This window comes from Pseudomonas sp. BO3-4 (genome assembly GCF_034044115.1).
GTDB classification, from domain to species: Bacteria; Pseudomonadota; Gammaproteobacteria; order Pseudomonadales; family Pseudomonadaceae; genus Aquipseudomonas; species Aquipseudomonas alloputida.
Window position 1 is genome coordinate 3514793 of sequence record NZ_CP139018.1, and the last position, 21316, is coordinate 3536108.

General features: G+C 60.1%; 21 protein-coding genes. 12 read left to right on the forward strand and 9 right to left on the reverse strand.

Going from position 1 to position 21316, the window contains the following annotated elements:
- Nucleotides 1–118: 118 nt before the first annotated feature.
- Together REH59_RS16390 and REH59_RS16395 are read right to left on the reverse strand one after the other, a co-directional pair.
- Nucleotides 119–505 carry a putative quinol monooxygenase gene (locus REH59_RS16390; protein WP_121784261.1) on the reverse strand — a complete coding sequence of 129 codons (387 nt, stop codon included), beginning with the start codon at nt 503–505 and terminating at the stop codon, nt 119–121.
- 118 nt (nt 506–623) lie between these two features.
- Entirely contained in the window at nt 624–1631 is a 1008-nt protein-coding gene (locus tag REH59_RS16395; protein WP_003248183.1) for a zinc-binding alcohol dehydrogenase family protein, read from the reverse strand.
- A 105-nt stretch (nt 1632–1736) separates the two neighbouring features.
- Between REH59_RS16395 and REH59_RS16400 the strand changes: the two genes are divergently transcribed.
- The 3 genes from REH59_RS16400 to REH59_RS16410 all read left to right on the forward strand — a co-directional run bounded on the left by REH59_RS16400 (nt 1737) and on the right by REH59_RS16410 (nt 3848).
- Entirely contained in the window at nt 1737–2627 is an 891-nt protein-coding gene (locus tag REH59_RS16400) for a LysR family transcriptional regulator (protein ID WP_003248181.1), read from the forward strand.
- Nucleotides 2628–2739: 112 nt separating this feature from the next.
- Nucleotides 2740–3324 carry a TetR/AcrR family transcriptional regulator gene (locus REH59_RS16405; RefSeq protein WP_416146203.1) on the forward strand — a complete coding sequence of 195 codons (585 nt, stop codon included), beginning with the start codon at nt 2740–2742 and terminating at the stop codon, nt 3322–3324.
- A 47-nt stretch (nt 3325–3371) separates the two neighbouring features.
- Complete coding sequence (locus REH59_RS16410; RefSeq protein ID WP_003248177.1) at nt 3372–3848, forward strand: DUF1348 family protein; 477 nt, start codon at nt 3372–3374, stop codon at nt 3846–3848.
- Nucleotides 3849–3960: 112 nt separating this feature from the next.
- On the opposite strand, the gene REH59_RS16415 is transcribed toward REH59_RS16410, so the two are convergent.
- A complete protein-coding gene (locus tag REH59_RS16415) occupies nt 3961–4827 on the reverse strand; it encodes a DMT family transporter (RefSeq protein ID WP_003248175.1) in 867 nt (288 codons plus the stop codon).
- A gap of 121 nt (nt 4828–4948) precedes the next feature.
- On the opposite strand from REH59_RS16415, the gene REH59_RS16420 reads away from it, so the two are divergent.
- The gene (locus REH59_RS16420) at nt 4949–6331 is read left to right on the forward strand and encodes a PLP-dependent aminotransferase family protein (RefSeq protein WP_060544974.1); all 1383 of its coding nucleotides are present in this window, start codon (nt 4949–4951) and stop codon (nt 6329–6331) included.
- A 128-nt stretch (nt 6332–6459) separates the two neighbouring features.
- On the opposite strand, the gene REH59_RS16425 is transcribed toward REH59_RS16420, so the two are convergent.
- Both REH59_RS16425 and REH59_RS16430 read right to left on the reverse strand, forming a co-directional pair.
- The gene (locus REH59_RS16425) at nt 6460–7794 is read right to left on the reverse strand and encodes an ATP-binding protein (RefSeq protein ID WP_014861097.1); all 1335 of its coding nucleotides are present in this window, start codon (nt 7792–7794) and stop codon (nt 6460–6462) included.
- Nucleotides 7791–8450: a response regulator transcription factor gene (locus REH59_RS16430; protein WP_014861096.1), complete on the reverse strand. Its 660-nt coding sequence runs from the start codon at nt 8448–8450 to the stop codon at nt 7791–7793. The genes REH59_RS16425 and REH59_RS16430 overlap by 4 nt, the downstream gene beginning before the upstream one ends.
- A 132-nt stretch (nt 8451–8582) precedes the next feature.
- Between REH59_RS16430 and REH59_RS16435 the strand changes: the two genes are divergently transcribed.
- The 6 genes from REH59_RS16435 (at nt 8583) to REH59_RS16460 (ending at nt 14088) form a co-directional block, all read left to right on the forward strand.
- The gene (locus REH59_RS16435) at nt 8583–8906 is read left to right on the forward strand and encodes a PepSY domain-containing protein (RefSeq protein ID WP_003248168.1); all 324 of its coding nucleotides are present in this window, start codon (nt 8583–8585) and stop codon (nt 8904–8906) included.
- 91 nt (nt 8907–8997) lie between these two features.
- Nucleotides 8998–9468, forward strand: a complete 471-nt coding sequence (locus tag REH59_RS16440) for a DUF2271 domain-containing protein (RefSeq protein WP_003248166.1) — start codon at nt 8998–9000, stop codon at nt 9466–9468.
- A 25-nt stretch (nt 9469–9493) separates the two neighbouring features.
- A complete protein-coding gene (locus REH59_RS16445) occupies nt 9494–11674 on the forward strand; it encodes a PepSY domain-containing protein (protein ID WP_014861095.1) in 2181 nt (726 codons plus the stop codon).
- Nucleotides 11664–12629: an FAD:protein FMN transferase gene (locus REH59_RS16450; protein ID WP_014861094.1), complete on the forward strand. Its 966-nt coding sequence runs from the start codon at nt 11664–11666 to the stop codon at nt 12627–12629. The genes REH59_RS16445 and REH59_RS16450 overlap by 11 nt, the downstream gene beginning before the upstream one ends.
- Nucleotides 12630–12698: 69 nt before the next feature.
- On the forward strand, nt 12699–13400 hold the full coding sequence (locus tag REH59_RS16455; protein ID WP_003248160.1) for a VIT1/CCC1 transporter family protein: 702 nt from the start codon (nt 12699–12701) through the stop codon (nt 13398–13400).
- Nucleotides 13401–13611: 211 nt separating this feature from the next.
- Nucleotides 13612–14088 carry a GNAT family N-acetyltransferase gene (locus REH59_RS16460; protein ID WP_014861093.1) on the forward strand — a complete coding sequence of 159 codons (477 nt, stop codon included), beginning with the start codon at nt 13612–13614 and terminating at the stop codon, nt 14086–14088.
- A gap of 72 nt (nt 14089–14160) precedes the next feature.
- On the opposite strand, the gene REH59_RS16465 is transcribed toward REH59_RS16460, so the two are convergent.
- The 3 genes from REH59_RS16465 to REH59_RS16475 are packed head-to-tail and all read right to left on the reverse strand — an operon-like array spanning nt 14161 to nt 18370.
- On the reverse strand, nt 14161–15564 hold the full coding sequence (locus REH59_RS16465) for an ATP-binding protein (RefSeq protein WP_014861092.1): 1404 nt from the start codon (nt 15562–15564) through the stop codon (nt 14161–14163).
- On the reverse strand, nt 15561–17375 hold the full coding sequence (locus REH59_RS16470; RefSeq protein ID WP_014861091.1) for a DAHL domain-containing protein: 1815 nt from the start codon (nt 17373–17375) through the stop codon (nt 15561–15563). The genes REH59_RS16465 and REH59_RS16470 overlap by 4 nt, the downstream gene beginning before the upstream one ends.
- Nucleotides 17372–18370, reverse strand: a complete 999-nt coding sequence (locus tag REH59_RS16475; protein ID WP_014861090.1) for a cytochrome-c peroxidase — start codon at nt 18368–18370, stop codon at nt 17372–17374. The genes REH59_RS16470 and REH59_RS16475 overlap by 4 nt, the downstream gene beginning before the upstream one ends.
- A gap of 197 nt (nt 18371–18567) precedes the next feature.
- Here REH59_RS16475 and REH59_RS16480 point away from each other — a divergent pair, with 197 nt between their 5' ends.
- Nucleotides 18568–19938, forward strand: a complete 1371-nt coding sequence (locus REH59_RS16480; protein WP_014861089.1) for an HD domain-containing phosphohydrolase — start codon at nt 18568–18570, stop codon at nt 19936–19938.
- Nucleotides 19939–20058: 120 nt separating this feature from the next.
- A complete protein-coding gene (locus REH59_RS16485) occupies nt 20059–20724 on the forward strand; it encodes an SOS response-associated peptidase (protein WP_014861088.1) in 666 nt (221 codons plus the stop codon).
- A 270-nt stretch (nt 20725–20994) separates the two neighbouring features.
- Here the strand turns inward: REH59_RS16485 and REH59_RS16490 are convergent, their stop codons facing one another.
- Nucleotides 20995–21252, reverse strand: a complete 258-nt coding sequence (locus REH59_RS16490; protein WP_004576696.1) for a hypothetical protein — start codon at nt 21250–21252, stop codon at nt 20995–20997.
- Nucleotides 21253–21316 lie beyond the last annotated feature (64 nt).

Consider the following 21316-nt stretch of genomic DNA (forward strand, 5'->3'; position numbering starts at 1 on the left):
GCGAGGCTGTTTTCAACGCAGCATGGCCTGGCTCTGTTTGCCCGCCACGCTTGGGTGAGCCTACGTGCCAATGCTGCTGGCAGTAATGCCACAGTGGCCAGGGCCTGGATGAATGACCTCAGGGACAGGGCGCAACGGCAGATGACACCGGGTCAAGGAAGATCAGTTGCAAGGGCTCTGCCAGCAGCTGTTCAGCCTGCTCGGCAAACCGCTGGAAATGAGCAGTGGTCAGGTGAGCATCCAGGGCCTGCTGGTTATCGAACGCCTCGCGCATGTAGAACGTCCCTGGCTCGTCACGACGTTCGAACAGCATGTAGTCGCGGTTACCGGGCTCCGACCGAGTCGGTTCGATCAACGCCAGCAAGGCCGCTTTGAGCGTTGGTGCCTGGCCTGGTTTGGCCTTGAGCATGGCGAGGGAAACGAGGGGGTAATCTTGTCGGTTCACATCAAGCTCCTGGTCAGTTGCAAAGAGCAGGCACGGTAGTGCCTGCTTCAATGTGTGCATGCGTTTCACCGGGCGTAGCGCCGGGAATGTGCGCAGCGCAGAGAAACACGGTTCGTTCAAGCATGCATGCTCCTGGCAGACCGGATCGACCGGTCCGCCGTTGTCTGTCAAACAGGTTTCAGAAGCCTTCCAGGACGATCTTGCCGCGCGCCTTGCCACTCTCGACCAGCGCATGGGCACGGCGCATGTTGGCGGCATTGATGGCGCCGAAATGCTCGCCCAAGGTGGTCCGCAGGATACCTTGATCGATCAGCCCGGCCACGCGCTCGAGCAGCTCGTGCTGGCGCACCATGTCGTCGGTTTCGTAAAGCGAGCGGGTGAACATCAGCTCCCAGTGCAGCGACAGCGACTTGCGCTTGAGCGGCATGACGTCCAGGGTCTGCGGGTCGTCGATCACGCCCAGGCGACCTTGTGGTCGCAGCACTTCAACCAGTTGCGCAAAGTGTTGATCAGTATGGGTAAGGCTGGCGACATGGCTGACTGACTCGATCCCCAAGGCCTGCAGCTGCCCTTGCAGCGGCGCACTGTGATCGATGACGTGATGGGCGCCCAGTTCGCGTACCCAGTTGCTGGTCTCGGCGCGGGAGGCCGTGCCGATAACCGTCAGGCGGGTCAGTTGCCGGGCCAACTGCACCAGCATCGAACCGACGCCACCGGCAGCGCCAACGATCAGCAGGGCATCGCCCTCCCCGCCGCCCTCCACGATGCCCAGGCGATCGAACAGCAGTTCCCAGGCGGTGATGGCCGTCAGCGGCAGCGCGGCTGCCTGTGCTGCACCCAGGCTACGCGGTTGATGCCCGACGATACGTTCGTCAACCAGGTGATATTCGCTGTAGCTGCCGGGCCTGGCGATGGAGCCGGCGTAGTACACCTGGTCTCCGGGCTTGAACAGGGTCACCTGAGCCCCGACTTCGCGGACGATACCGGCCGCGTCCCAGCCGAGTATTTTCGGCTCACGCGTGAAAGTGCCGGCGCGCACCTTGGTGTCGACGGGGTTGACCGACACGGCGTTGACCTCGACCAGAAGGTCCCTGGGCCCAGGGCTGGGCTTGGGCATGAAGATGTCTTGAAGAGACGCAGGGTCTTCGATAGGCAAACCTTTGTGGATGAAACTGATCGCTTTCATGGGCACTCGCTGCTGAATGTGGTTTGATTTGGCATTGAGTCTGGCGTGCCTGGCGTCCGGGAAAAACGGGCCCTGCCCGTCAACACTTTCATTGCAGGAGTGATAATGATCCGTCTCGACGACCTGGGCATCTTCGTTCGCAGCGCCGCGCTGGGCAGCTTTACCGCGGCGGCCCGCGAGGCCGACCTGCTACCCGGCCAGGCGGCCGAAGCAGTCAAGCGCCTGGAGCGTGAGCTGGATGTGCGATTGTTTGCCCGCACCACGCGCAGCTTGCGCCTCACAGCCGAAGGCGAGCAGTACCTGCCCTCGGCCCTGATTGCCCTGGAAGCCCTCAGGCACGGGCGCGACAACCTGCGTCAGGAAAGCGCCCAGCTCAGCGGAACGTTGCAGGTGGCCGCGCCCTCCGATCTGGGGCGCAACGTGCTGCTGCCCTGGCTCACGGCGTTTCGCCGAGAGCATCCCCAGTTGAACCTGCGCTTCTTCCTCTCAGACCAGATCGCCGATCTGTTCCGCGATCCGGTGGATATCGCCATCCGCTATGGCCTGAACGCCGACGCCAACTATGTAGCCCTGCCACTGGCACCTTGGAACCGCAAGGTACTGGTGGCCTCGCCCGAGTACCTGGCGCGGGAAGGCACCGTGCAAGCCCCCGAAGATCTGCTCGAACACCAGTGCCTGCTGTACATGCAACAGGGCCGGATCTACGACAAGTGGCAACTGGGTACGCAGACCGTCCAGGTGCGTGGCGCCCTGCTCTGCGACGACGCCGATATTGCCCGGCGCTGGGCCGTGGGCGGCGAAGGGATAACCTACAAGTCGTGGCTGGATGTGAGCGACGATGTGCTGGCGGGAAGACTTGTCGTGCTATTGCAGGACTACCCCGGGCCGACCATGCCTTTGAGCCTGGTGTGCCCGCACCGCAAGCAGTTGTCGCCTGCGGTAAGGCACCTGCACGCCTGGTTGTCCAGCCGCTTCGCCGAACTGGAGCGCGACTGATCAGCGGGAAGCCAGCCGCCCTGATCGAAAGCACGCCGGCACCCCGCTGCACGCAATCGAATAATTTCAAGCGCTGCTTGACCAGGGAGAACGATCGTTCTACTCTGACGACATGGATAAGCCAATGACTGACACACGCGAAAAAATCCTGGCGACTGCCGAGAAGCTGATTTACGAAAACGGGATTCACGCCACGGGCATGGACCTGTTGGTAAAGACCTCGGGCGTCGCACGTAAAAGTATTTATCGCTATTTTGCGAATAAAGACGAGGTCGCAGCAGCGGCACTCAATGCACGCGATATACGTTGGATGACGTGGTTCAGAAGTGAATGCGAAAAAGCGCAAACGCCAGAAGCGCGCATCCTTGGCATTTTTGATGCACTCAACAGTTGGTTCGCGTCTGAGGGTTTTCGCGGATGTGCTTTTATCAACACCGCCGGAGAGGTGGGTGACGCAGACGACCCTGTTCGACAGATCGCAAAACTGCATAAACAAAAGCTGCTGGACTACACGCTAGAACTGACCAGCGCATTAGGTGTTAACGATCCGACTGGCTTGGCCAAGCAACTTCTTTTGATTATAGAGGGCACGATAACCGTGGCCCACGTCATGGGTGATCACACCGCGCTCGACAGTGCACGAGAAATCGCAAGGGTCTTGCTCAAAGATGTGCAGCGCGCAAGCGCTTTAAGTTAAAGAAATACCCACCCAACTGAACCATCCAAACGATTGGAGGCACCACCATGTCCAACGAACACGCTCGTCCGCCACTTCCTCCTTTCACTCGCGAATCGGCGATTGAAAAGGTCCGACTCGCTGAAGATGGTTGGAATACCCGCGAACCCGAAAAGATTGCCCTGGCCTATACGGTGGACACCCAATGGCGTAACCGTGCCGAGTTTGCAAACAACCGTGAAGAAGCTCGGGACTTCCTCACTCGCAAGTGGAAGAAAGAACTGGACTACCGCTTGATCAAAGAGCTCTGGGCCTTCACCGACAACCGCATCGCCGTCCGTTACGCCTACGAGTGGCACGACGATTCGGGCAACTGGTTCCGCTCCTACGGCAACGAAAACTGGGAATTTGAAGCCGACGGCTTGATGCATCGCCGCTTTGCCTGCATCAACGACATGCCCATCAAGGAAAGCGAGCGAAAGTTCCACTGGCCACTGGGTCGCCGTCCGGATGATCACCCAGGTCTGAGTGAACTGGGCCTGTAATTCAGGTTTAACCTGATCCTTTTACATAAAGGATCAGGTGTTTTGTGCAACTCAGCCCGGGGTCAGACGGCGGGGGCTATACCCAACTGTTTGACTGGGCATGACGCTGTGCTTAGGCATATTTCCTGGCCCCGTAAACACAGATGACAGCCCCCAGCGTCACGAGAAGCATCGTCCAGCTGACATGCTCGTGCAAAAGCAACGCTGCCAGCCCAAGCCCCATGAACGGCTGAAAGAGTTGCAGTTGACCCACAGCCGCAATCCCCCCCTGGACGAGCCCTCGGTACCAGAAGACAAACCCGATCAGCATGCTGAACAGTGAAACGTAGCCAAAGCTGAGCCATGCAGGAGCACTTACCCTGGCAAAGTCATCAGGGGCTGGAAGATTGACCACCGTCAGCAGCAGCATGACCGGTAACGCTACAAGCAATGCCCAACTGATTACCTGCCAACCACCCAATGTCCGCGAGAGGCGCGCCCCTTCGGCATAGCCCAAACCACAGACCACAACCGCAGCCAACATCAGCAGATCGCCCACCGCCGATGCCTCGCCTCCGTTCATCAAGGCATAGCCAACGACCAGCCCGGCACCTGTCAACGAGCACAACCAGAACAGTGGCCGAGGTCGCTCACCGCCCCGCAGAACCGCAAATACTGCGGTACACAATGGCAGGAGCCCGACAAAAACAATGGAATGAGCAGAGGTGATGTGCTGGAGGGCGAATGCTGTCAGTAGCGGGAAACCGATAACGACGCCGAGCGCTGTTACGGCCAATGGCGACAAATCCCCCCGTTTGGGGCGAGGCTGCCGTAGCACGATCAGGAAAAGCGCACCCAGCATGGCGGCAATTGTTGCCCTGGCACAGGTCAGGAACGTAGGTTCGAAAGCCGTGACTGCCACTCGGGTGGCCGGCAACGAGCCTGCAAAGATGGCGACGCCTATGAAACCATTGAGCCATCCGCTTGCTGATTTTTCCATCGGTAAGTCCTCGATAAGCCAAGGTTCAGTACATCACCGACAGGCTCGCCCAGGCCATGTACAATCCAATACACTTAAACCGAACTGTTAGGCATATTTATCCAGCACAGTTGAGGGTGTGATGAAACGGAGCGCAACGCGAATTCGAACTGTCATGGGTGAAATCCAGTCGCGGATAGCCTCTCGAACCTACACACCAGGCGCGAGAATTCCCTCGGTGCGTGCGATGGCTCAGGCCATGCAAGTGTCGGTTTCTACGGTGCTTGAGGCCTATGAAAGGTTGATGGCAGAGGGTGTACTCAACTCTCGCCCTGGCTCCGGCTTTTACGTAGCCGGGCCAGTGGCACCTCTGGTGCTCACCGAACTCGGCCCAAGGCTTGATCGTGAAGTGGACCCGCTGTGGATCTCGCGCCAGTCTCTAGACACCGCTAGCGATGCGTTGAAACCGGGGTGCGGGTGGCTACCGGCCTCCTGGATGTTCGAAGCCGGCTTGCGCAAGGCGCTTCGCACCGTTGCCCGTTCTGACACGTCGAAGCTGACGGAGTACGCCTCGCCACTTGGGCATCTGCCGCTCAGGCAGTTCCTGTCACGCAAGCTGACAGGCATCGGGATCGAAGCCCCTCTTGAACAGATCATGCTCACTGAATCCGGCACCCACGCCATCGACCTGATCTGCCGTTTTCTGCTGGAGCCGGGGGACACTGTGCTGGTCGACGACCCCTGCTATTTCAATTTTCACGCATTGCTGAAAGCGCACAGGGTGAACATCGTAGGCGTTCCCTACACCGCGACGGGCCCGGACATCGATGCTTTCGGCGCAGCGCTGCTCGCGCATTCTCCCCGGTTGTACATAACCAATTCAGGCATCCACAACCCGACCGGCGCTACCCTGTCTCCGGTCACGGCACACAGGTTGCTGAAGCTGGCCGACAACTCCAGCCTGGTGATTGTAGAGGACGACATCTTCGGGGATTTCGAGAGTGCGCCAGCGCCACGGCTGTCAGCCTTCGATGGCCTCTCTCGTGTCATCCAGATCGGTAGCTTTTCCAAGACCATCTCCGCTTCGATTCGATGCGGCTACATCGCGGCTCGCAGTGACTGGATCGAGAGCCTGGTCGATCTCAAGATTGCGACCACATTCGGGGGTGGCCGCCTGGCCGCGGACATCATCCATCTGGCGATTACCGATAGCGGGTACCGGAAACACATGGAGAGTGTTCGCCTCAGGCTGGCCGAGGCTATGGACAGAACGGTAGCGAGGCTTCGCGCCATTGGCATCAAGCCCTGGATAACGCCCCAGTCAGGCATGTACGTCTGGTGCCAACTCCCTCAAGGCAAGGATGCAGCAACGCTGGCTCGGGCTTGCTTGAATGAAGGTGTAGTGCTGGCGCCTGGTAATGCGTTCAGCCAGTCGATGGCTGCGGGTGATTTCCTCCGTTTCAACGTTGCCCAATCAGGTGATGCCAAAATTTACGAAGTGTTGAAACGGGCGCTGAGTGCTTAGTCGCGTGACCATCCCCGTTCTGCCTGAGCAAGGATCGTTAGATGCAGGCCTTCATCTCCTTACATTCAACCTGGCCGAGGCTCGGGTATCAGGAAAGCACTGTTGAACGTGGTGAGTTCCAGGGTCTTTCAGGATGGGGCAAGCGGTAACCAGATGCAGACTTCAAACCCATCGCGTCGACCTGTTGCCGGGGAGAACAATGCCATACGCGCGTTTACCCCCTGCACGATGGTTTTGGCAATCGCCAAGCCCAGCCCTGAACCACTGATCTCACTGTGACCGCGCACAAAACGCTCGGTCAGGTGCTCTAATACAGACTGCGGCACTGCCGGGCCGCTGTTGACTACCCGCAGCTGTGCCTGATCGGTGAGACTGACTTCGACCGGTTGGTCCGTTGCACCATACTTCAGCGCATTCTCAATCAGGTTGCGCAGCAGGATGCCAAACGCGTCCGGGTCAATGATCGAGTACACGCCGGCCTGACTTGGCAACTGCAACTCGATGCGCTGCCCGCTGCGCTGGTTCCACTCGTCGACGCCGTGGGCAAGCAACGGAATCAGGTCTTGTGGCGTTTCGGACAACAGCCCGCCGCCCTCCGCTTTGGCCAACTGCATGAGCTTTTCTGAAAGCCTTGAAAGCTCGCGCAACGCCTGCTCGATCTTCTGCGCACGCAGTCGCAGCGGACCTTCCGGCGCTTCGTGGTGTAACCGCTGGATCTGCGCCAGGGTCGAGGCCAATGGTGTGCGCAGCTCGTGAGCGCTGTTGGCGGTAAAGCTGCGCTCGGCCTCAAGGGCGTTGCGTAAGCGCTCCAGCAGGTGATTGACCGCCTCCGCCAACGGATCGATTTCTGCTGGCAGGTGCGCCACCTTGATTGGCGACAAGTCACCCACACCGCGCGTTTCAATGGCACGACGATAAGCCCGCACGCTGCGCAGGCTGAAACGTACAAACAACCAAGTGCCCGCCAGGCTGACAGGAATCAACACCATTAGAGGCAACAACAACGCAAACAAGGCCTCCCGCGCGGCTTCACGACGATGACCAAGCGGTTCGGCCATCTCGATGAACAGTGTCTGGCGCAATGCGCTAGCGCCATACAATCGGTATTTTTCAGAAGTGGAAAAGCCTTCAGACGGTTGTCGGTTGAAAATCTCCGGGTTGGCGTCGTGAGATTGCATCAGGATCTTGCCCTTGGCGTCGCGCACCAGGTAAGTCAGGTACTCCTTGTGCATCTTCAGCGTCGCGACGTGTTGTGCAGTCCGGGATTCTTCCCGATTGCTGATTTCCAGCACAGCCAAGGGCAGGATGCGTTGTGCTGTCTCTTCCAAGGCGCTATCGAACGCTTCGTTCAACTCATGCCGCACCACGAGCCAGGCCCCCACTGTCGCTACCAGCCAGAGTATGGTCATACCAAGCGTCAGCCCCAGGCCGAGACGTATCTGCAGGCTCGAAGACGGCTTCATGCGGACATTAACCGGTAGCCCATGCCTCGCACGGTTTCGATCAGTTCGCGTCCGAGTTTTTTACGTAGACGGCTGATGTATACCTCGATGGTATTGCTCTCGATTTCAGCGCCGAACGCATACAGCCGCTCTTCGAGCTGCGACTTTGACAGCAGTGCGCTGGGGCGCTGCACAAACGCCTCGAACAGCGCCCATTCCCGCGCCGTGAGGTCCACCGTCGCACTGCCCCGCTGCACCGTGCGGGCACTCATGTCGACCTGCAAATCACCGAGTTTGATCTGTGGATTGGGGTTGCCGCTATAACGGCGGCCCACCGCTGCCACGCGGGCCGAGAGTTCAAACAGGTCGAACGGTTTGACCAGGTAGTCATCGGCGCCAGCGTTCAGGCCGGCGATACGATCGGAAATCTGATCCTGGGCGGTCAGGATAATCACGGGGGTCACGTCTCCTGCCGCGCGTTGTTGACGCAGAAAGTCCAACCCGCGCCCGTCCGGAAGCATCAGGTCCAGCAAGATCAGGTCGTAAGGCGTGCTGCGGACGCTGTTGCGCGCGTGGTCCAGGCGCTGTACCCAATCGACGGCGTGGCCGTCATCGGCAATTTGTTCGCGCACCGCTTCACCCAGGCCTGGAGCGTCCTCAACCAATAGAACCCGCATCTGACATCTCCTGAGATGGTTGCCTTGCAGCACCTTAATTGCGTTGCCTGATGTGAATCTGAAGATTCAGCTGGCTTTCAGGTAGGCACTTTAGGTTATGCCACAGACGCCGCCCTCGACAGGAGACAAGTCATGAAATCCGGTTTTATTGCCAATGCCACGCTGTTGGGCTTGCTGGTCAGCGGTTACGCCCTGGCCGGTGACGACTGCAGCGACCCAGTAAGCGACTGGCAGCCTCGCGAAACCTTGCGTCAGCAGGTAGAGCGGCAATACGGCTGGCGCGTGCAGCGCATCAAGGTCGACGACGGCTGTTACGAACTCAAGGGCCTGGACCGCAAGGGCAATGACATCGAAGCCAGCTACTCCCCGGCATCGCTGCGCCTGAAGACACTCGAGGTCCATTTGCGCAATGACGGCGATGCCAATGACTATCTCGGCAGCCCGCTCGCCGAATGACAACTCACCTGTCTATCAATTTTCCTGCCCTTCAGGTTGCTGTCAGCCAGCAGGTCCAGGCTCTCGACCTGACGATCAAGAGGACACGCTCATGAAGAAGATCATCGCAGCAACCTGCCTCATCGGCGCCATTACCCTACCGGCGCTGGCCCAGGCCCGTGAAGTGACCCTGACCACGCAGCTCAAGGACTACAGCGGCAATGATGCCTACCTGGCGATCTACGTCACCGACGCCAATGGCCAGTACCAGAAAACCCTCTGGGTGGCCGGCAAGAAGGCCAAATATTACAAGCACCTGGCCGACTGGGCCCGTGGCAGCGGGATGAACCCGAGCGAGTTCGACGGGGTCAGCGGCGCCAGCGTCGGCAGTGGGGGCACGCTGAAAGTCAGCGTAGAACTGGCGGACACGCTGATTGATGCCGGGTATCAGATCCGCATCGACAGCGCCGTCGAGGACAAACGCGACGCCCGCGGCGATGTCAGCGTGCCGCTGACCTCCAAGGGCGCAGGCAAGCCCGCGACCGGCAATGCCTACGTCGACGCCTTTACTTACGACCTGTAGCACCCGCCACCTCCGGAGGCTGAACATGCTTCGTCAGTTCCATTCCCTTCCTGGCCTGATCGCCGCCCTGTTGGTCATGGTATTGGCCATCAGCGGCGCGATTCTGTCTGTCGAGCCGGCGCTGGAGCGTCTGCACAACACGTCCACTTCTGCCGGGCAACTCAACGTCGGCCAACTTGCCGGGCGCGTGGCCAACCACTTTACGGGGGTGGAGCAGATCCAGCGCTCAGCGTCCGGCACGGTGATCGTCTACTACAACCAGAACGGCAAGGCCGGGGCGGAGAAGGTCGACCCACTGACCGGCCAAGGGCTCGCCCCTTACGAGCCATCCGCGTTCACCCGCTGGGTGAAAGACCTGCACCGCTCGCTGTTCCTTGGCACGCCGGGCCATGGCGTATCGGGTGTTGGTGCCCTGCTCATGCTGGCGCTGTCAGTGTCCGGCGCGCTATTGCTGGCCCGACGCCTGGGTGGCTGGCACAACCTGCTGCGGCCGCTGCGGGGCACTTTCAGCCAGCGCTGGCATGCTGAAGTCGGGCGACTGGCCTTGCTAGGGCTGTTGTTGTCGGCACTGAGCGGGGCCTACCTGTCCGCCACCACGTTTGGTTTTATCGCCGACGGCAGTCAAGGTGAACCCGCCTTCCCTGCCCACGTCAGCGCCGGCCCGGCCTTGCCGGTGGCAAAACTGCAGGCCTTGCAGGCCACCGACCTGAACGACCTGCGCGAGCTGGTCTACCCGAGCCCCGGCAACCCTCGCGATGTGTTTTCCCTGCGCACAGCACAGGGCGATGGCTACGTGGACCAGGCCAGCGGCGCCTTGCTGTCCTATCAAGCCCACGACCCAATGCTCAACCTCTATGAATTGATCTACCAGTTGCACACTGGCGAAGGCCTCTGGTGGCTGGGCCTGCTGCTCGGGCTCTGCGCCCTCTGCGTGCCGTTGATGAGCGTGACCGGCATTCTGTTATGGTGGCGCCGCCGCAAAGCTGGCCCGCGCCTCCGCCACAACAGCCCTGCTCATGCCGCCGACAGCGTGATTCTGGTGGGCAGTGAAAACAACAGCACCTGGGGTTTTGCCAAAACCTTGCATGACGCCTTGCACCAGAGCGGCCATCAGGTGCACAGCGCGGCGATGAATGACTGGTTGGGCGATTACCCTAATGCCAAACGAGTGTTCATCCTCACCGCGACCCACGGTGACGGCGATGCGCCGGCCTCGGCTTCGCAGTTCCTGACGCGGCTGGCCAAAACCGGCGTCAAGCCCGGCCTACCCTTTGCGGTACTGGGCCTGGGCGACCGCCAATTTGCGCGATTCTGTCGGTACGCCCATCAAGTGCAGCATGCGATGTTGCAGGCCGGTGGCTCGCCATTGCTGGGGCTGGAGACCGTCAACCGCCAGTGCCCTCAGGCGTTTGCGCGTTGGGGCCACGCGCTGGGCGACGTGTTGGGGCAGGCGCTGGCGCTGGTTCACACCCCGCAGCAGCCGCGCACCCATTCATTGGAGCTGACAGAGCGGATTGCCTATGGCGAACAGGTCAATGCACCGACCCATGTCCTGCGCTTCAACGCTCGCGGCGGACTGCCGAATTTTCTGGCCGGCGACCTGGTCGGGATTCTGCCCCCGGGCAGCCCAATCCCGCGCTTCTACTCGCTGGCCAGTGGCGCCCAGGACGGCGTGCTGGAGATCTGTGTGCGTAAACACAACGGGGGCATGTGCTCGGAGTTTCTTCACGGCCTGGACATTGGCGCGCAGATTGACGCCTTCATTCAGCCCAACCCGCAATTTCGTCCGGCATCGGGCACGCACCCGGTAATCCTGATCGGCGCCGGTACCGGTATTGGTCCTTTGGCCGGTTTTATCCGCAACAACAAGGCCCGACACCCGATGCACCTGTATTGGGGCGGGCGCAACCCGGCCTCGGACTTTCTCTACGAACCGGAGCTCAACCAATACTTGTCGGACCGCCGCCTGACGCAATTGCACGCCGCCTTTTCTCAAGTCCAGGAGCGCAGCTACGTACAAGACCGGCTGATCAGTGATGCCCTCGCCTTGCGCCGGCTGATTGAAAAAGGTGCCCAAGTGCTGGTGTGTGGCAGTCGCGAAATGGCCAAAGGCGTGATGCAGGCCCTGGATGAAGTCTTGGCGCCCCTCCACCTCAGCGTGCTGATCCTCAAGGCACAAGGACGCTACCGTGAAGATGTCTACTGAGTTGCAGCGTTATAGCCTGAACGGCGAAACCATGGGCACCCGCTACACCGCCCTGTTTTATGCCGGGGCCGGGATGGATACCGACGAACTTGGCCAGCAGCTGGCCCGCGCCGTGGCCCGGGTGGACCAGCAAATGTCCACCTGGAAACCCGAGTCGGACCTTAACCGCCTCAATGCCGCCCCCGAGCAGGAATGGGTATCGGTGCCCAAGGAACTGGTCACGGTGCTGTCTGCTGCATTGCGCGTCAGCCGGCAATCCGGTGGCGCCTTCGACATCGCTGTCGGTGACCTGGTGAACGCGTGGGGCTTCGGCCCAGCGGCGCGGCAGGTCACAACGCAGGTGATCGATTCCCCTGCGCCGCGCACCCGGCTGTTAGCCAGCGGCGCATTGGAGGTTGAGCCACAACGCAACCAGGTGCGCAAGCGCGTGCCGCTGAGCCTTGACTTGAGTGGGATTGCCAAAGGGTTTGGCGTGGATGAACTGGCCCGTTGCCTGGAAGGTTCAGGTATCACGCGGTACTTGGTCGGTATCGATGGCGAGATGCGCGCCCGGGGCGTCAAACCTGACGGACAATGCTGGGTCGTGGCGCTGGAAAAGCCCAAAAGGGGCGTGCGGGAAGTCATGGGCGTCATGGCGCTTAGCGATATGTCAATCGCGACCTCCGGGGACTACCGGCAGTGGGTCGACATAGCCGGTCAGTCCTATGCTCACACCATGAACCCGGCCACCGGCGCACCACTGTGCAACGCGCTCGCCGCCGTTACCGTGGTGGCGACCTCGTGCATGCTCGCCGATGCCTGGGCCACGGCGCTGATGGTCCTGGGCGAAACCGAGGGCCCTCGTCTGGCTCAGGAACGCGGGATGGACGCACTGTTCGTGCTGCGCGAAGGTGAGCAATTCAGGGAAATATCCATTGTCGGCGGACAGCTGCAGGTGCAAATTGAAGCCCGCTGACGCCGGCTGCCGGCCCGCTCGGCACCCGTGCAACGTGAACCGCCTGATGACAGGGAGCCGCGTCAAACAATGAAATTCATGCACAGGCATACCGAGGCACACAGAAGTGATCGTATCGGCTGGCTACGCGCCGCTGTCCTGGGTGCCAACGACGGCATTGTCTCTACCGCCAGCCTGCTGATTGGGGTCGCGGCGGCCAACGCCAGCCACGCCACGTTGCTGGTCACCGGAATGGCGGGGCTGATGGCCGGGGCCATGTCCATGGCCGCTGGCGAGTACATTTCGGTGCACTCCCAGGCCGATACCGAGCGGGCGGACCTGTCCCGCGAACGGGCAGAACTGGCCAGCGACCCGAAAGCTGAGCACGCCGAACTCGCCAACATCTACATGCAGCGTGGAGTAGCACCCGAGCTGGCACATCAAGTGGCCGATCAATTGATGGCCCATGACGCATTGGGCTCCCACGCCCGCGACGAACTGGGCATCAGCGCCACGCTCACCGCCAAACCGTTGCAGGCCGCCCTGGCGTCCGCCGCGAGCTTCGTGGTGGGCGCCGCCTTGCCGCTGGCGGTGACGTTTGTCGCACCGGAGCACAGCGTGGGCCCCTGGATATCGGGCATGTCATTGGTATTTCTCGGGTCATTGGGGGCTATTGCCGCCAAGGCTGGCGGGGCCAGCATCATGACGGGCGCCTGGCGGGTGACCTTCTGGGGGGCGTTGGCCATGGGCGTCACGGCACTGGTGGGGCACTTGTTTGGCGCGGTGGTCTAGCGCGAGAATCGGGCCTCAGGCCGCGCCATTGGCGGCCTATGCATCGATCCTGCCTAATACCGTTCGGCCAGGGCGCAGAACTCAGCGTCGGAGTATTCGGCCCAGTTTCTTCGATGTCATGAATTGTCTCAGCGGGTACGAATCTGAAGATTGAAAAGGGGCAATGGCAGGCGCTATAAATCAGGTTCAAAGCCGTTCGACAAGGCACATCATGCAGCTGCATTTCCGGCGTCTGAGCGACGCCCCCATCGCCGACATCATCGCACTCAACAACAACCCCGATGTCTTGCGCCAAATGCCCTTGGGTCGTCCCGACTTTGACGAACGCAAATGCAAGGTGTGGGTTGCCCAAAAAGAGGCCCAATGGGCACTGAATGGCTATGGTCCCTGGGCTTTTTTCGTTGACGGTCAATTCGCCGGCTGGGGTGGCCTGCAGCAGGAAGACGGCGACGCTGATCTTGCCTTGGTGCTTCATCCAGACTACTGGGGGCTTGGCAGAGTGATTTTCGATGAGATCGTACGGCGCGCTTTCCAGGAGATGGGGCTAGCGTCCATTACCCTATTGCTTCCATTAACCAGAACTCGAATCAAAGGTATTCTTCGCCTGGGGTTTTGCCTTGACGCAGAGGTGGATATCGACGGCACGCCCTTCTCACGCTATCGGCTACTCGCCACCGCAAAACATTGACTGGTTGGCGGGATCGCCGGGGCACGCCCCCTGCCCTAGTTGGGTTGTGGTATACCCACCTTGTGTGCCCTGTCACAGCGTTGCGCTCTGCTTAACCGGCAGTTGTACACGAAACGTTGTTCCCACTCCGACCTGGCTTGATACAGATATCTCTCCTCCGTGTTTCTTTACAATGCCGTAGGAAAGGGACAGGCCTAGCCCGGTTCCTTGGCCGACGGGCTTGGTGGTGAAAAAAGGATCGAAGATTTTCTTGATGTTCTCCGGTGCTATCCCAGCGCCTGTATCCGCAACGTCGATGCACACCCAGGCGCCTTGATGAACAGTGCCCAATGTGATGGTGCCCCGCTCGGGGCCCATGGCTTGGACGGCATTGAGCACAAGGTTCATTATCACTTGGTTGATCTGCGACGGCAGGCATTCGACAGGGGGTAACGGCTGGTACCGTTTTACCACGTCGGCTTTATGTTTCAGCTCGCTCGCGACGATGTTGAGCGTGGAGTCAATGCCCTGCTGCAAATCGGCTAATTGCCATTGCTGAGCGTTGTCAACGCGCGAGAAGTCTTTGAGGTCCTTGACGATATGCGCCACTCGACCGATTCCGTCCTTGGACTCCTTGATGAGGATCGGGATGTCTTCCATGAGGAACTCCAGCTCAGTCTGCTCACGAAGCCTTTGCAAGCGCCCAGTGGTTTCGTTTGCGCCGAGCATCAGTTCGGCCTCGCGATAGGCGTCGAGCATCGCTAACAGTTGTTGAAAGTACCCTCCCAGAGTGCCCAGGTTGGAGGACACGAAACCGATCGGATTGTTGATCTCGTGCGCCACGCCGGCGGCCATCTGCCCCAACGAGGCGAGCTTCTCCGATTGCACCAGCTGGCTTTCCAGCTGCTTGCGCTCCTCGATCTCCTGCTGCAGCGCCTCGCTGGCTTGGGTCAGTTGCTGGGTACGCCGCTCTACCCGCTGTTCGAGCTGGTGCATTTTCAGCGAGGCTCGTTGGGTCATTTCCCACTTGGTCAGCAAGGTGCTGGCCATTTGCTGGACCTCGATGTTGTCGAACGGTTTTTTCAGGATCAGCAGGCGATCGTGGGCCTGCAGCCGGTCGAACAACTCATCCCAGGAATAGTCCGAGTAGGCGGTGCAGACGACTACCTGCAACAGCGGGTCCTCTTCCCACAGGTGCTCAATGGTTTGAGCGCCATCCCATCCACCTGGCATACGCATGTCGACGAAGGCTAACGCGTAAGGCTTGCTGGCCTGCAGCGCACGCTTCAGCAGGTCGAGCCCTTCCTCACCGCCATAGGCTGAATCGAGTTCGAATACCGGTCGGTCGTTCTTGATCTGCTCGCCAAACAACAACCCTTCCATCTCGTCCAGTTCTGTGTTCTGCGCTTTGGCCGGGGCAAGGATCTTGCGAAAATCCTCGTGGATAGTCGGCATGTCATCGATCAGCAGGATCCGGCGATTGGTCAGGTCACTCATGCAGGCTCCGTCACCGCGATCAGCGGGATCCTCAGGGTAAAGACAGCACCCAGGCCAGGGCCGTCGCTGTATGCGGTCAGGTGACCATTCATCTCGATGGCGGCCAAGGCGCAACTGTGCAAGCCGAAGCCATGCCCGTCTTTGCGCGTGGTGAAGCCATGGGCAAAGATCTTCTGCAGGTTTTCGGGCGCAATGCCTTCGCCTTCGTCCAGCACGCTCATTTCCAGCAAGCCCCCCTCAATGATGCGCGTCCTGAGGATCATCGTCCGTGGGTCGCTGCCGGGGCCGGACATGGCGTACTTGGCGTTGCTGATCAGGTTGATCAGTATCAGCAACAGCCGATGCCGGTCGCCCATCACCAGAGGCAGATCTGCGAAGTCGCGCACTACCCTCACCTGATGCCGGATCAACGCGCCTGCGTTCATGCGCAGCGCGTCCTCGACCAGGTCGTTGACCGACAGCGGCACTGGCACATTTTTAGCCCCGGCGTAGGATTGCTGGGTGGCCACCACTTCCTTGATGTGGTCGATGCTCTTGTTCATCCGCTCCAGCTCGATCACCATCTCCTTCTGCTCCTCGGCGATCGCCTCGGTCAGCTGGTGGAGGTAGCCGGGAAGCAACCGGCCTCTGGGATCCTCGTCGAGAAACCGACCGATGTCAGTGGCATGCTCGCGGAACAGTTGCATGGCCTTGCCCAAACCCTGGGTTTTGCTGCTGCGCAACGTTCGAGCGATCAGATCAGAGGATGTGTTCACGCTGTTGAGCACGTTGCCCACGTTGTGCAACACATTGGTAGCGATCTCCGCCATGCCTGCTTGGCGCGCCGCGTTAAGCAATTCGCTCTGAGCGTTTCTGAGTTCCAGGGTGCGATCCTCGACCCGTTGTTCCAGGACATCATTGGCGCTTTGCAACGCATTGTTGACCCGTCTCACCTCGGCGAAGCTGCGCACCAGCAGCGCAGCCAGGCAAATGACCGAGAACATCAGCAAGCCGGATAGCCATAACGTGTAGAGATGGTTTTTACGGTTGATCCTTTCAACCTGCTGTTGATCCCTGTCCAGGAGGCTGGTGATCGTATCCAGGCGTTCGGCAACCGGGATCGCCTCGATCTGTTCGAGCAGGCGGTTGACGACAGGTTGCTCGCGCAGGATCAACGCCACGTGATTACTCAACAAATTGAGGGGCGTGTGGAATTCTTTGGGCAGGTTCTCCGCGTTAACAGCCAGGTTACCTAACCCCACCTCTATCTCGGCAGCCCTTTCCACAGAGGTAACCTGCGCGAACTCCAGGGCACTTAGCAACAGGTCATAAGTGTCAGCAACGAATACGTGTACCTCCGGCCGATTCGGGGCCAGCATGGTGTTGATCTGGGCCTGAATACCGTCCTCGGCTGTGGGTAGAAATGCCAACGAATTTCGCAGCAAGGCATTGTGCGATTTGAATTGCTCCACGAGCCGAGCCTTTTCCCCAAACGCAGAGAGAAAACCGTCATAGGCATCGCGCCACTGGTCTGCGTCAACGCGCCCTTGTTCGGCTTCCCGGCTGTCGAATCGTGCCCACAGCCGCTTCATCTCCTTGAGGGGGGTCACGAGTGGATCATAGTTATGAGAGACGGCTACCCGGGCCTTGAGCACCTCGTTTTCCCACACAGCATCCTGTTGCTTGAGCTGACGAATGAGATCTCGGGATTCGTTGTAGGTCTGGGTCTGCTCTGACCCGGAATTCAGGTACAGGTACAGCAGCATCGACGCCAGTACAAGGACCAACCCACTGAATAGAATCAGGCTTGTGCGCCGGGAAATCACCCTCATGGCTGACCCGCCTTTTCAGCAGTAAGGGTTTTGAGGAACAGCATGATGAGCCTGCGGTCCTCATCACTTGGGATTCGTCCAAGCTGATACTGAAACATCACATCGATCGCACGCTCCAGTGTAGGCGCCGAGCCATCGTGAAAATAGGGCGCGGTCATCGCCACATTGCGCAGGCTCGGCACTTTGAACACGCCCCGGTCGGCCTCCTCTCCGGTCACGTTGAAGCGGCCCTGATCCGCCTCGGTGGGGTGGCCGCGGTCCGCGATGTAGTCGCCGAACACGCCAAATTTCTGGAACATGTTGCCCCCAATATTCACCCCTTGGTGGCAGGCGATGCAGCCATAGTCCTTGAAGCGCTGGTAGCCGTATTTTTCCTCCAGGGTAAGCGCCTCGGTATCGCCCTGCAGGTAACGATCGAAGCGTGCGCCAGGGGTAAGAAGCGTCCTTTGGTAATCGGCCAACGCGCTGAGGATGTTGTCCTTTGTCACCGCGTCCGGGTAGGCATCCTTGAACCCCTGACGGTAATGCACGTCTGCGGCGATGCGCTGCTCGATCACGCGCCAGTCTCCGCCCATCTCGTGAGCGCTGGTGATCACGGCCTCCCCCTGCTCCTCGAGTGACTCGACCCGGCCATTCCAGAACTGTCGGAAATTAAGGCTGGCATTGAGTACCGTTGGCGTATTGAGCGTAAGCGGCAGGCCATCTGCCCCCATGGAAAACGCCCGGTCATCGGCCCCGTACTTGTCCAGACGGTGACAGCTGGCGCAGGACCGTGTGCCGTTGCGCGACAACCGCGGATCGTTGAACAACTGGCGGCCCAACTCGACACGCCCAGGTGCCAGAGTGGGTATCGGAGGCAGCGGCTTGAGCGGCTCGTCCAGCGGCTCCGCCCCGCTGCCTCCGCTCAGAACGAGCAGCACCCACAGGCCCAGACAACGGCGCAAGCGCTGCAGGTGAAGAGCGGAACGATAACGACAGGTTGTGCGCGCTGACATCCGGGAGAATCCTTTTCCCTGGGCTGACGGACTTACAGAAGGGTGGTGCCATGCCGTCAGGTTAGATGCCTTCCAGACAATTTGCCTGCCACCCGCCACACCTTGCCCGGCACCTGTCACGGAAAAATGAACTAGCCTTTGACCTAAGCGCTCGTTGAGCTCGAGTGCCTCCATCGATCGACCACGTGAGGCCTGCCATGGACGTGCAACCGCCCCTGATTTCACCCTATCGGCCGACCGTGTTGCTGGTAGACGACGAGGAGTCGATCCTTAACAGTCTGCGTCGGCTATTGCGTGGCCAACCCTATGACGTGAAGCTGGCGACCAGCGGAGAGCAGGCACTGGCGCAGATGGCCGAGGGCCCGGTTGATCTGGTGATGAGCGATGCGCGCATGCCCGGGATGGACGGCGCCACCTTGTTGGCACAGATCAATCAGCATCACCCATCGACCGTCAGGATCTTGCTGACCGGCTATGCCGACCCAAGCGCAATTATCAAGGCCGTCAATGACGGTCAAATCCACCGTTACATCAGCAAGCCCTGGAACGACGACGAATTGCTGATGACCTTGCGCCAGGCCCTGGACCACCAGCATTCCGAACGCGAGCGCCAACGCCTGGAGCTGCTGGCACGTCGGCAGAACGCCCAGTTGAGACTGCTCAATAACGACTTGGAGAAACGCGTTGCAGCCCGTACCGCGGAGCTGCAGCAGACCGCTGACATGCTCGATCTGGCCTACGAAGAACTGAAACACAGCTATGTGACCGGGACCGAGGTGTTCTCGATGTTGGCTAATCTGCGGCTGCCTCCAGCCAAGCAGACCAATCGACAGATCATCGAACTGGTGCGTTGCTACTGTCGGGTCCACGCTTTGGACGAGGCGATCAGCCGCGATCTGGCCATGGCTGCGGCGCTGTACAACATAGGCAAATTGAGTTGGCCGGATAGCATGATCGTTGCCCCTTCGGACCAGTTGATGCACAGCGACCGCGACCGCTATCGCGACTACCCACGCCAAAGTGAAGCGCTGCTGATGACCCTTGAGCCCATGAAAGATGCAGCGCGCCTGATCCTGCATCACCAGGAGCACTGGGACGGCAGCGGTTTCCCCGACCGGCTCAAGGGTGAAGCTATCCCGTTCGGCGCTCGCTTGCTCAAGCTGGCCGTGGACTTCGTTGAGCTGCAACGGGGTTTGATTCTTGAACGGCAGATGAACAGCGATGAGGCCTTGCTCTACCTGCGCAAGTACGCCGGCCGGTTGTATGACCCGGCACTCCTTGAGGATTTCGTCCAGGTTTGCGCCTCGTTCCACAGCGATCTCACCCTGGTGGACCCTGAAGTCCAGGTGTGTACCACCCGTGACCTGGCGCCGGGAATGGTGCTTGCGCGCAACCTGAACGCCGACAACGGCATGTTGCTGCTTAACGCCGGCAAGGTTTTGAGCGCCGCGCTGGTGGAAAAGCTGGTGGCCTTTGAATCGATGGAGGGTGGTAAGTACTGCATTTTCGTTCGGGTTCCCTCGAACGACCCTATAACGCCTGGAAGATCAGACTTGGCGCCGTGTTGAAGGAGGTGGGGCGCTCATTCAGCCCGGCACCATCAGAACTGCGCGTACAGCACCACGTCGGCGTCATCCACACCGGCAATACACCCAAGCGCTATGCTTGCTCTGGCAGGAGGGTTGCGCATGTGTGGAAGGTTGAGTCAGTACCGAGGCATACACGACTTTGTCGAAACCCTGAGCCTGCCAGAGGCCTGGCGGAACAACGTCGGCGACCAGCCACTTGGCCGGTACAACGTCGCGCCGACCACGCCGGTGGCAGTGCTGCGAGTGGATGAAGCAGGCCCGCGGGCGGACCTGGTGAGATGGGGCTGGCGGCCGCATTGGGCGACCGACCGTGCCGCGCCGATCAACGCCAGGGTCGAAAAGGTGGCACACGGCCCCTTCTTCCGGGCGATCTGGCCGCACCGAGGCATAACGCCGATCGACGGCTGGTATGAATGGGTCGATGAAGGCGGACCGAAGAAACAGCCGTACTACATCCGACGCCGGGACGGGCGCCCTTCCCTTTGCGCCAGCATCGGCCAGTTCGCTGGCAGCGAGCATGATGGGTTCGTCATCATTACGGCCGATGCTCAGGGCGGAATGGTGGATGTGCACGACCGCAGGCCAGTGGTTTTGGCCCCAGACCTCGCGCGTGAGTGGATGCAACCCGCGACGCCGGGCGAACAAGCCGAGCAGATGGCGCTCAACCTGGGCGAGCCAGCCGAGGCCTTCGAGTGGTATCGAGTGAGCACAGCCATTGGCAATGTGCGCAACCAAGGCGCCGAGCTGATAGAGCCGCTTCAGTGAAGCGGTAGTAGACCATGCCGGCCCAAGTACCGGTAGCGCAACATCATCGACCACTGATGTGCAGGGTTTCGACTCGGGGACCGGGTCGACTTGGAACCCGCACAGCACGACGATTGGTAACACCACCGTCCACAATGGCACTTGCGCAAGCGGTTACTGTTGAAATGGCTCGACTCGACGAACAGGGAATACCGTTATCAACAGCTGCACAGATTCGCAGGTGGTCGACCTGCCCGTGGTTGCGGTGGGTCCGATCAGACCTCGGCGAACTCACCTGGCAGCACAAGCTCCGCTTTTTTGACTTTCCACGTACTGTTCAGCCATAACCTTCCCTTCGAGAATGGCTTCTGTCGAAGAGGAGAATGGTCGACTCACACGCAGGGTTCGCGCCGTTGCGCCCGGCTTCCCTACCTCGACCAACATCCCCGTGGGAAATTCGACGCTCGACTCCCACAGCACGTAAATCGATGCCTGGTAACCAAGGTAGGCATGCACGTAAAGGTCATGACTGGTGGACTGAAGGCTCATCACTTTCTCCAACTGGGCGCCTCAATGCGCTTTTGATGGAGATACGACTCAAGCGATCTGACGA

Bases quoted from the DNA above. Each gene is read 5' to 3' on its own strand.
- REH59_RS16420 (WP_060544974.1), top strand. From the start codon at position 4,949: ATGAAACGGAGCGCAACGCGAATTCGAACTGTCATGGGTGAAATCCAG.
- REH59_RS16430 (WP_014861096.1), bottom strand. From the start codon at position 8,450: ATGCGGGTTCTATTGGTTGAGGACGCTCCAGGCCTGGGTGAAGCGGTG.
- REH59_RS16490 (WP_004576696.1), bottom strand. From the start codon at position 21,252: ATGAGCCTTCAGTCCACCAGTCATGACCTTTACGTGCATGCCTACCTT.
- REH59_RS16475 (WP_014861090.1), bottom strand. From the start codon at position 18,370: ATGTCAGCGCGCACAACCTGTCGTTATCGTTCCGCTCTTCACCTGCAG.
- REH59_RS16405 (WP_416146203.1), top strand. From the start codon at position 2,740: ATGGATAAGCCAATGACTGACACACGCGAAAAAATCCTGGCGACTGCC.
- REH59_RS16455 (WP_003248160.1), top strand. From the start codon at position 12,699: ATGAAATTCATGCACAGGCATACCGAGGCACACAGAAGTGATCGTATC.
- REH59_RS16400 (WP_003248181.1), top strand. From the start codon at position 1,737: ATGATCCGTCTCGACGACCTGGGCATCTTCGTTCGCAGCGCCGCGCTG.
- REH59_RS16440 (WP_003248166.1), top strand. From the start codon at position 8,998: ATGAAGAAGATCATCGCAGCAACCTGCCTCATCGGCGCCATTACCCTA.
- REH59_RS16425 (WP_014861097.1), bottom strand. From the start codon at position 7,794: ATGAAGCCGTCTTCGAGCCTGCAGATACGTCTCGGCCTGGGGCTGACG.
- REH59_RS16470 (WP_014861091.1), bottom strand. From the start codon at position 17,375: ATGAGGGTGATTTCCCGGCGCACAAGCCTGATTCTATTCAGTGGGTTG.
- REH59_RS16460 (WP_014861093.1), top strand. From the start codon at position 13,612: ATGCAGCTGCATTTCCGGCGTCTGAGCGACGCCCCCATCGCCGACATC.
- REH59_RS16465 (WP_014861092.1), bottom strand. From the start codon at position 15,564: ATGAGTGACCTGACCAATCGCCGGATCCTGCTGATCGATGACATGCCG.
- REH59_RS16410 (WP_003248177.1), top strand. From the start codon at position 3,372: ATGTCCAACGAACACGCTCGTCCGCCACTTCCTCCTTTCACTCGCGAA.
- REH59_RS16485 (WP_014861088.1), top strand. From the start codon at position 20,059: ATGTGTGGAAGGTTGAGTCAGTACCGAGGCATACACGACTTTGTCGAA.
- REH59_RS16395 (WP_003248183.1), bottom strand. From the start codon at position 1,631: ATGAAAGCGATCAGTTTCATCCACAAAGGTTTGCCTATCGAAGACCCT.
- REH59_RS16450 (WP_014861094.1), top strand. From the start codon at position 11,664: ATGTCTACTGAGTTGCAGCGTTATAGCCTGAACGGCGAAACCATGGGC.
- REH59_RS16445 (WP_014861095.1), top strand. From the start codon at position 9,494: ATGCTTCGTCAGTTCCATTCCCTTCCTGGCCTGATCGCCGCCCTGTTG.
- REH59_RS16415 (WP_003248175.1), bottom strand. From the start codon at position 4,827: ATGGAAAAATCAGCAAGCGGATGGCTCAATGGTTTCATAGGCGTCGCC.
- REH59_RS16390 (WP_121784261.1), bottom strand. From the start codon at position 505: ATGCACACATTGAAGCAGGCACTACCGTGCCTGCTCTTTGCAACTGAC.
- REH59_RS16435 (WP_003248168.1), top strand. From the start codon at position 8,583: ATGAAATCCGGTTTTATTGCCAATGCCACGCTGTTGGGCTTGCTGGTC.
- REH59_RS16480 (WP_014861089.1), top strand. From the start codon at position 18,568: ATGGACGTGCAACCGCCCCTGATTTCACCCTATCGGCCGACCGTGTTG.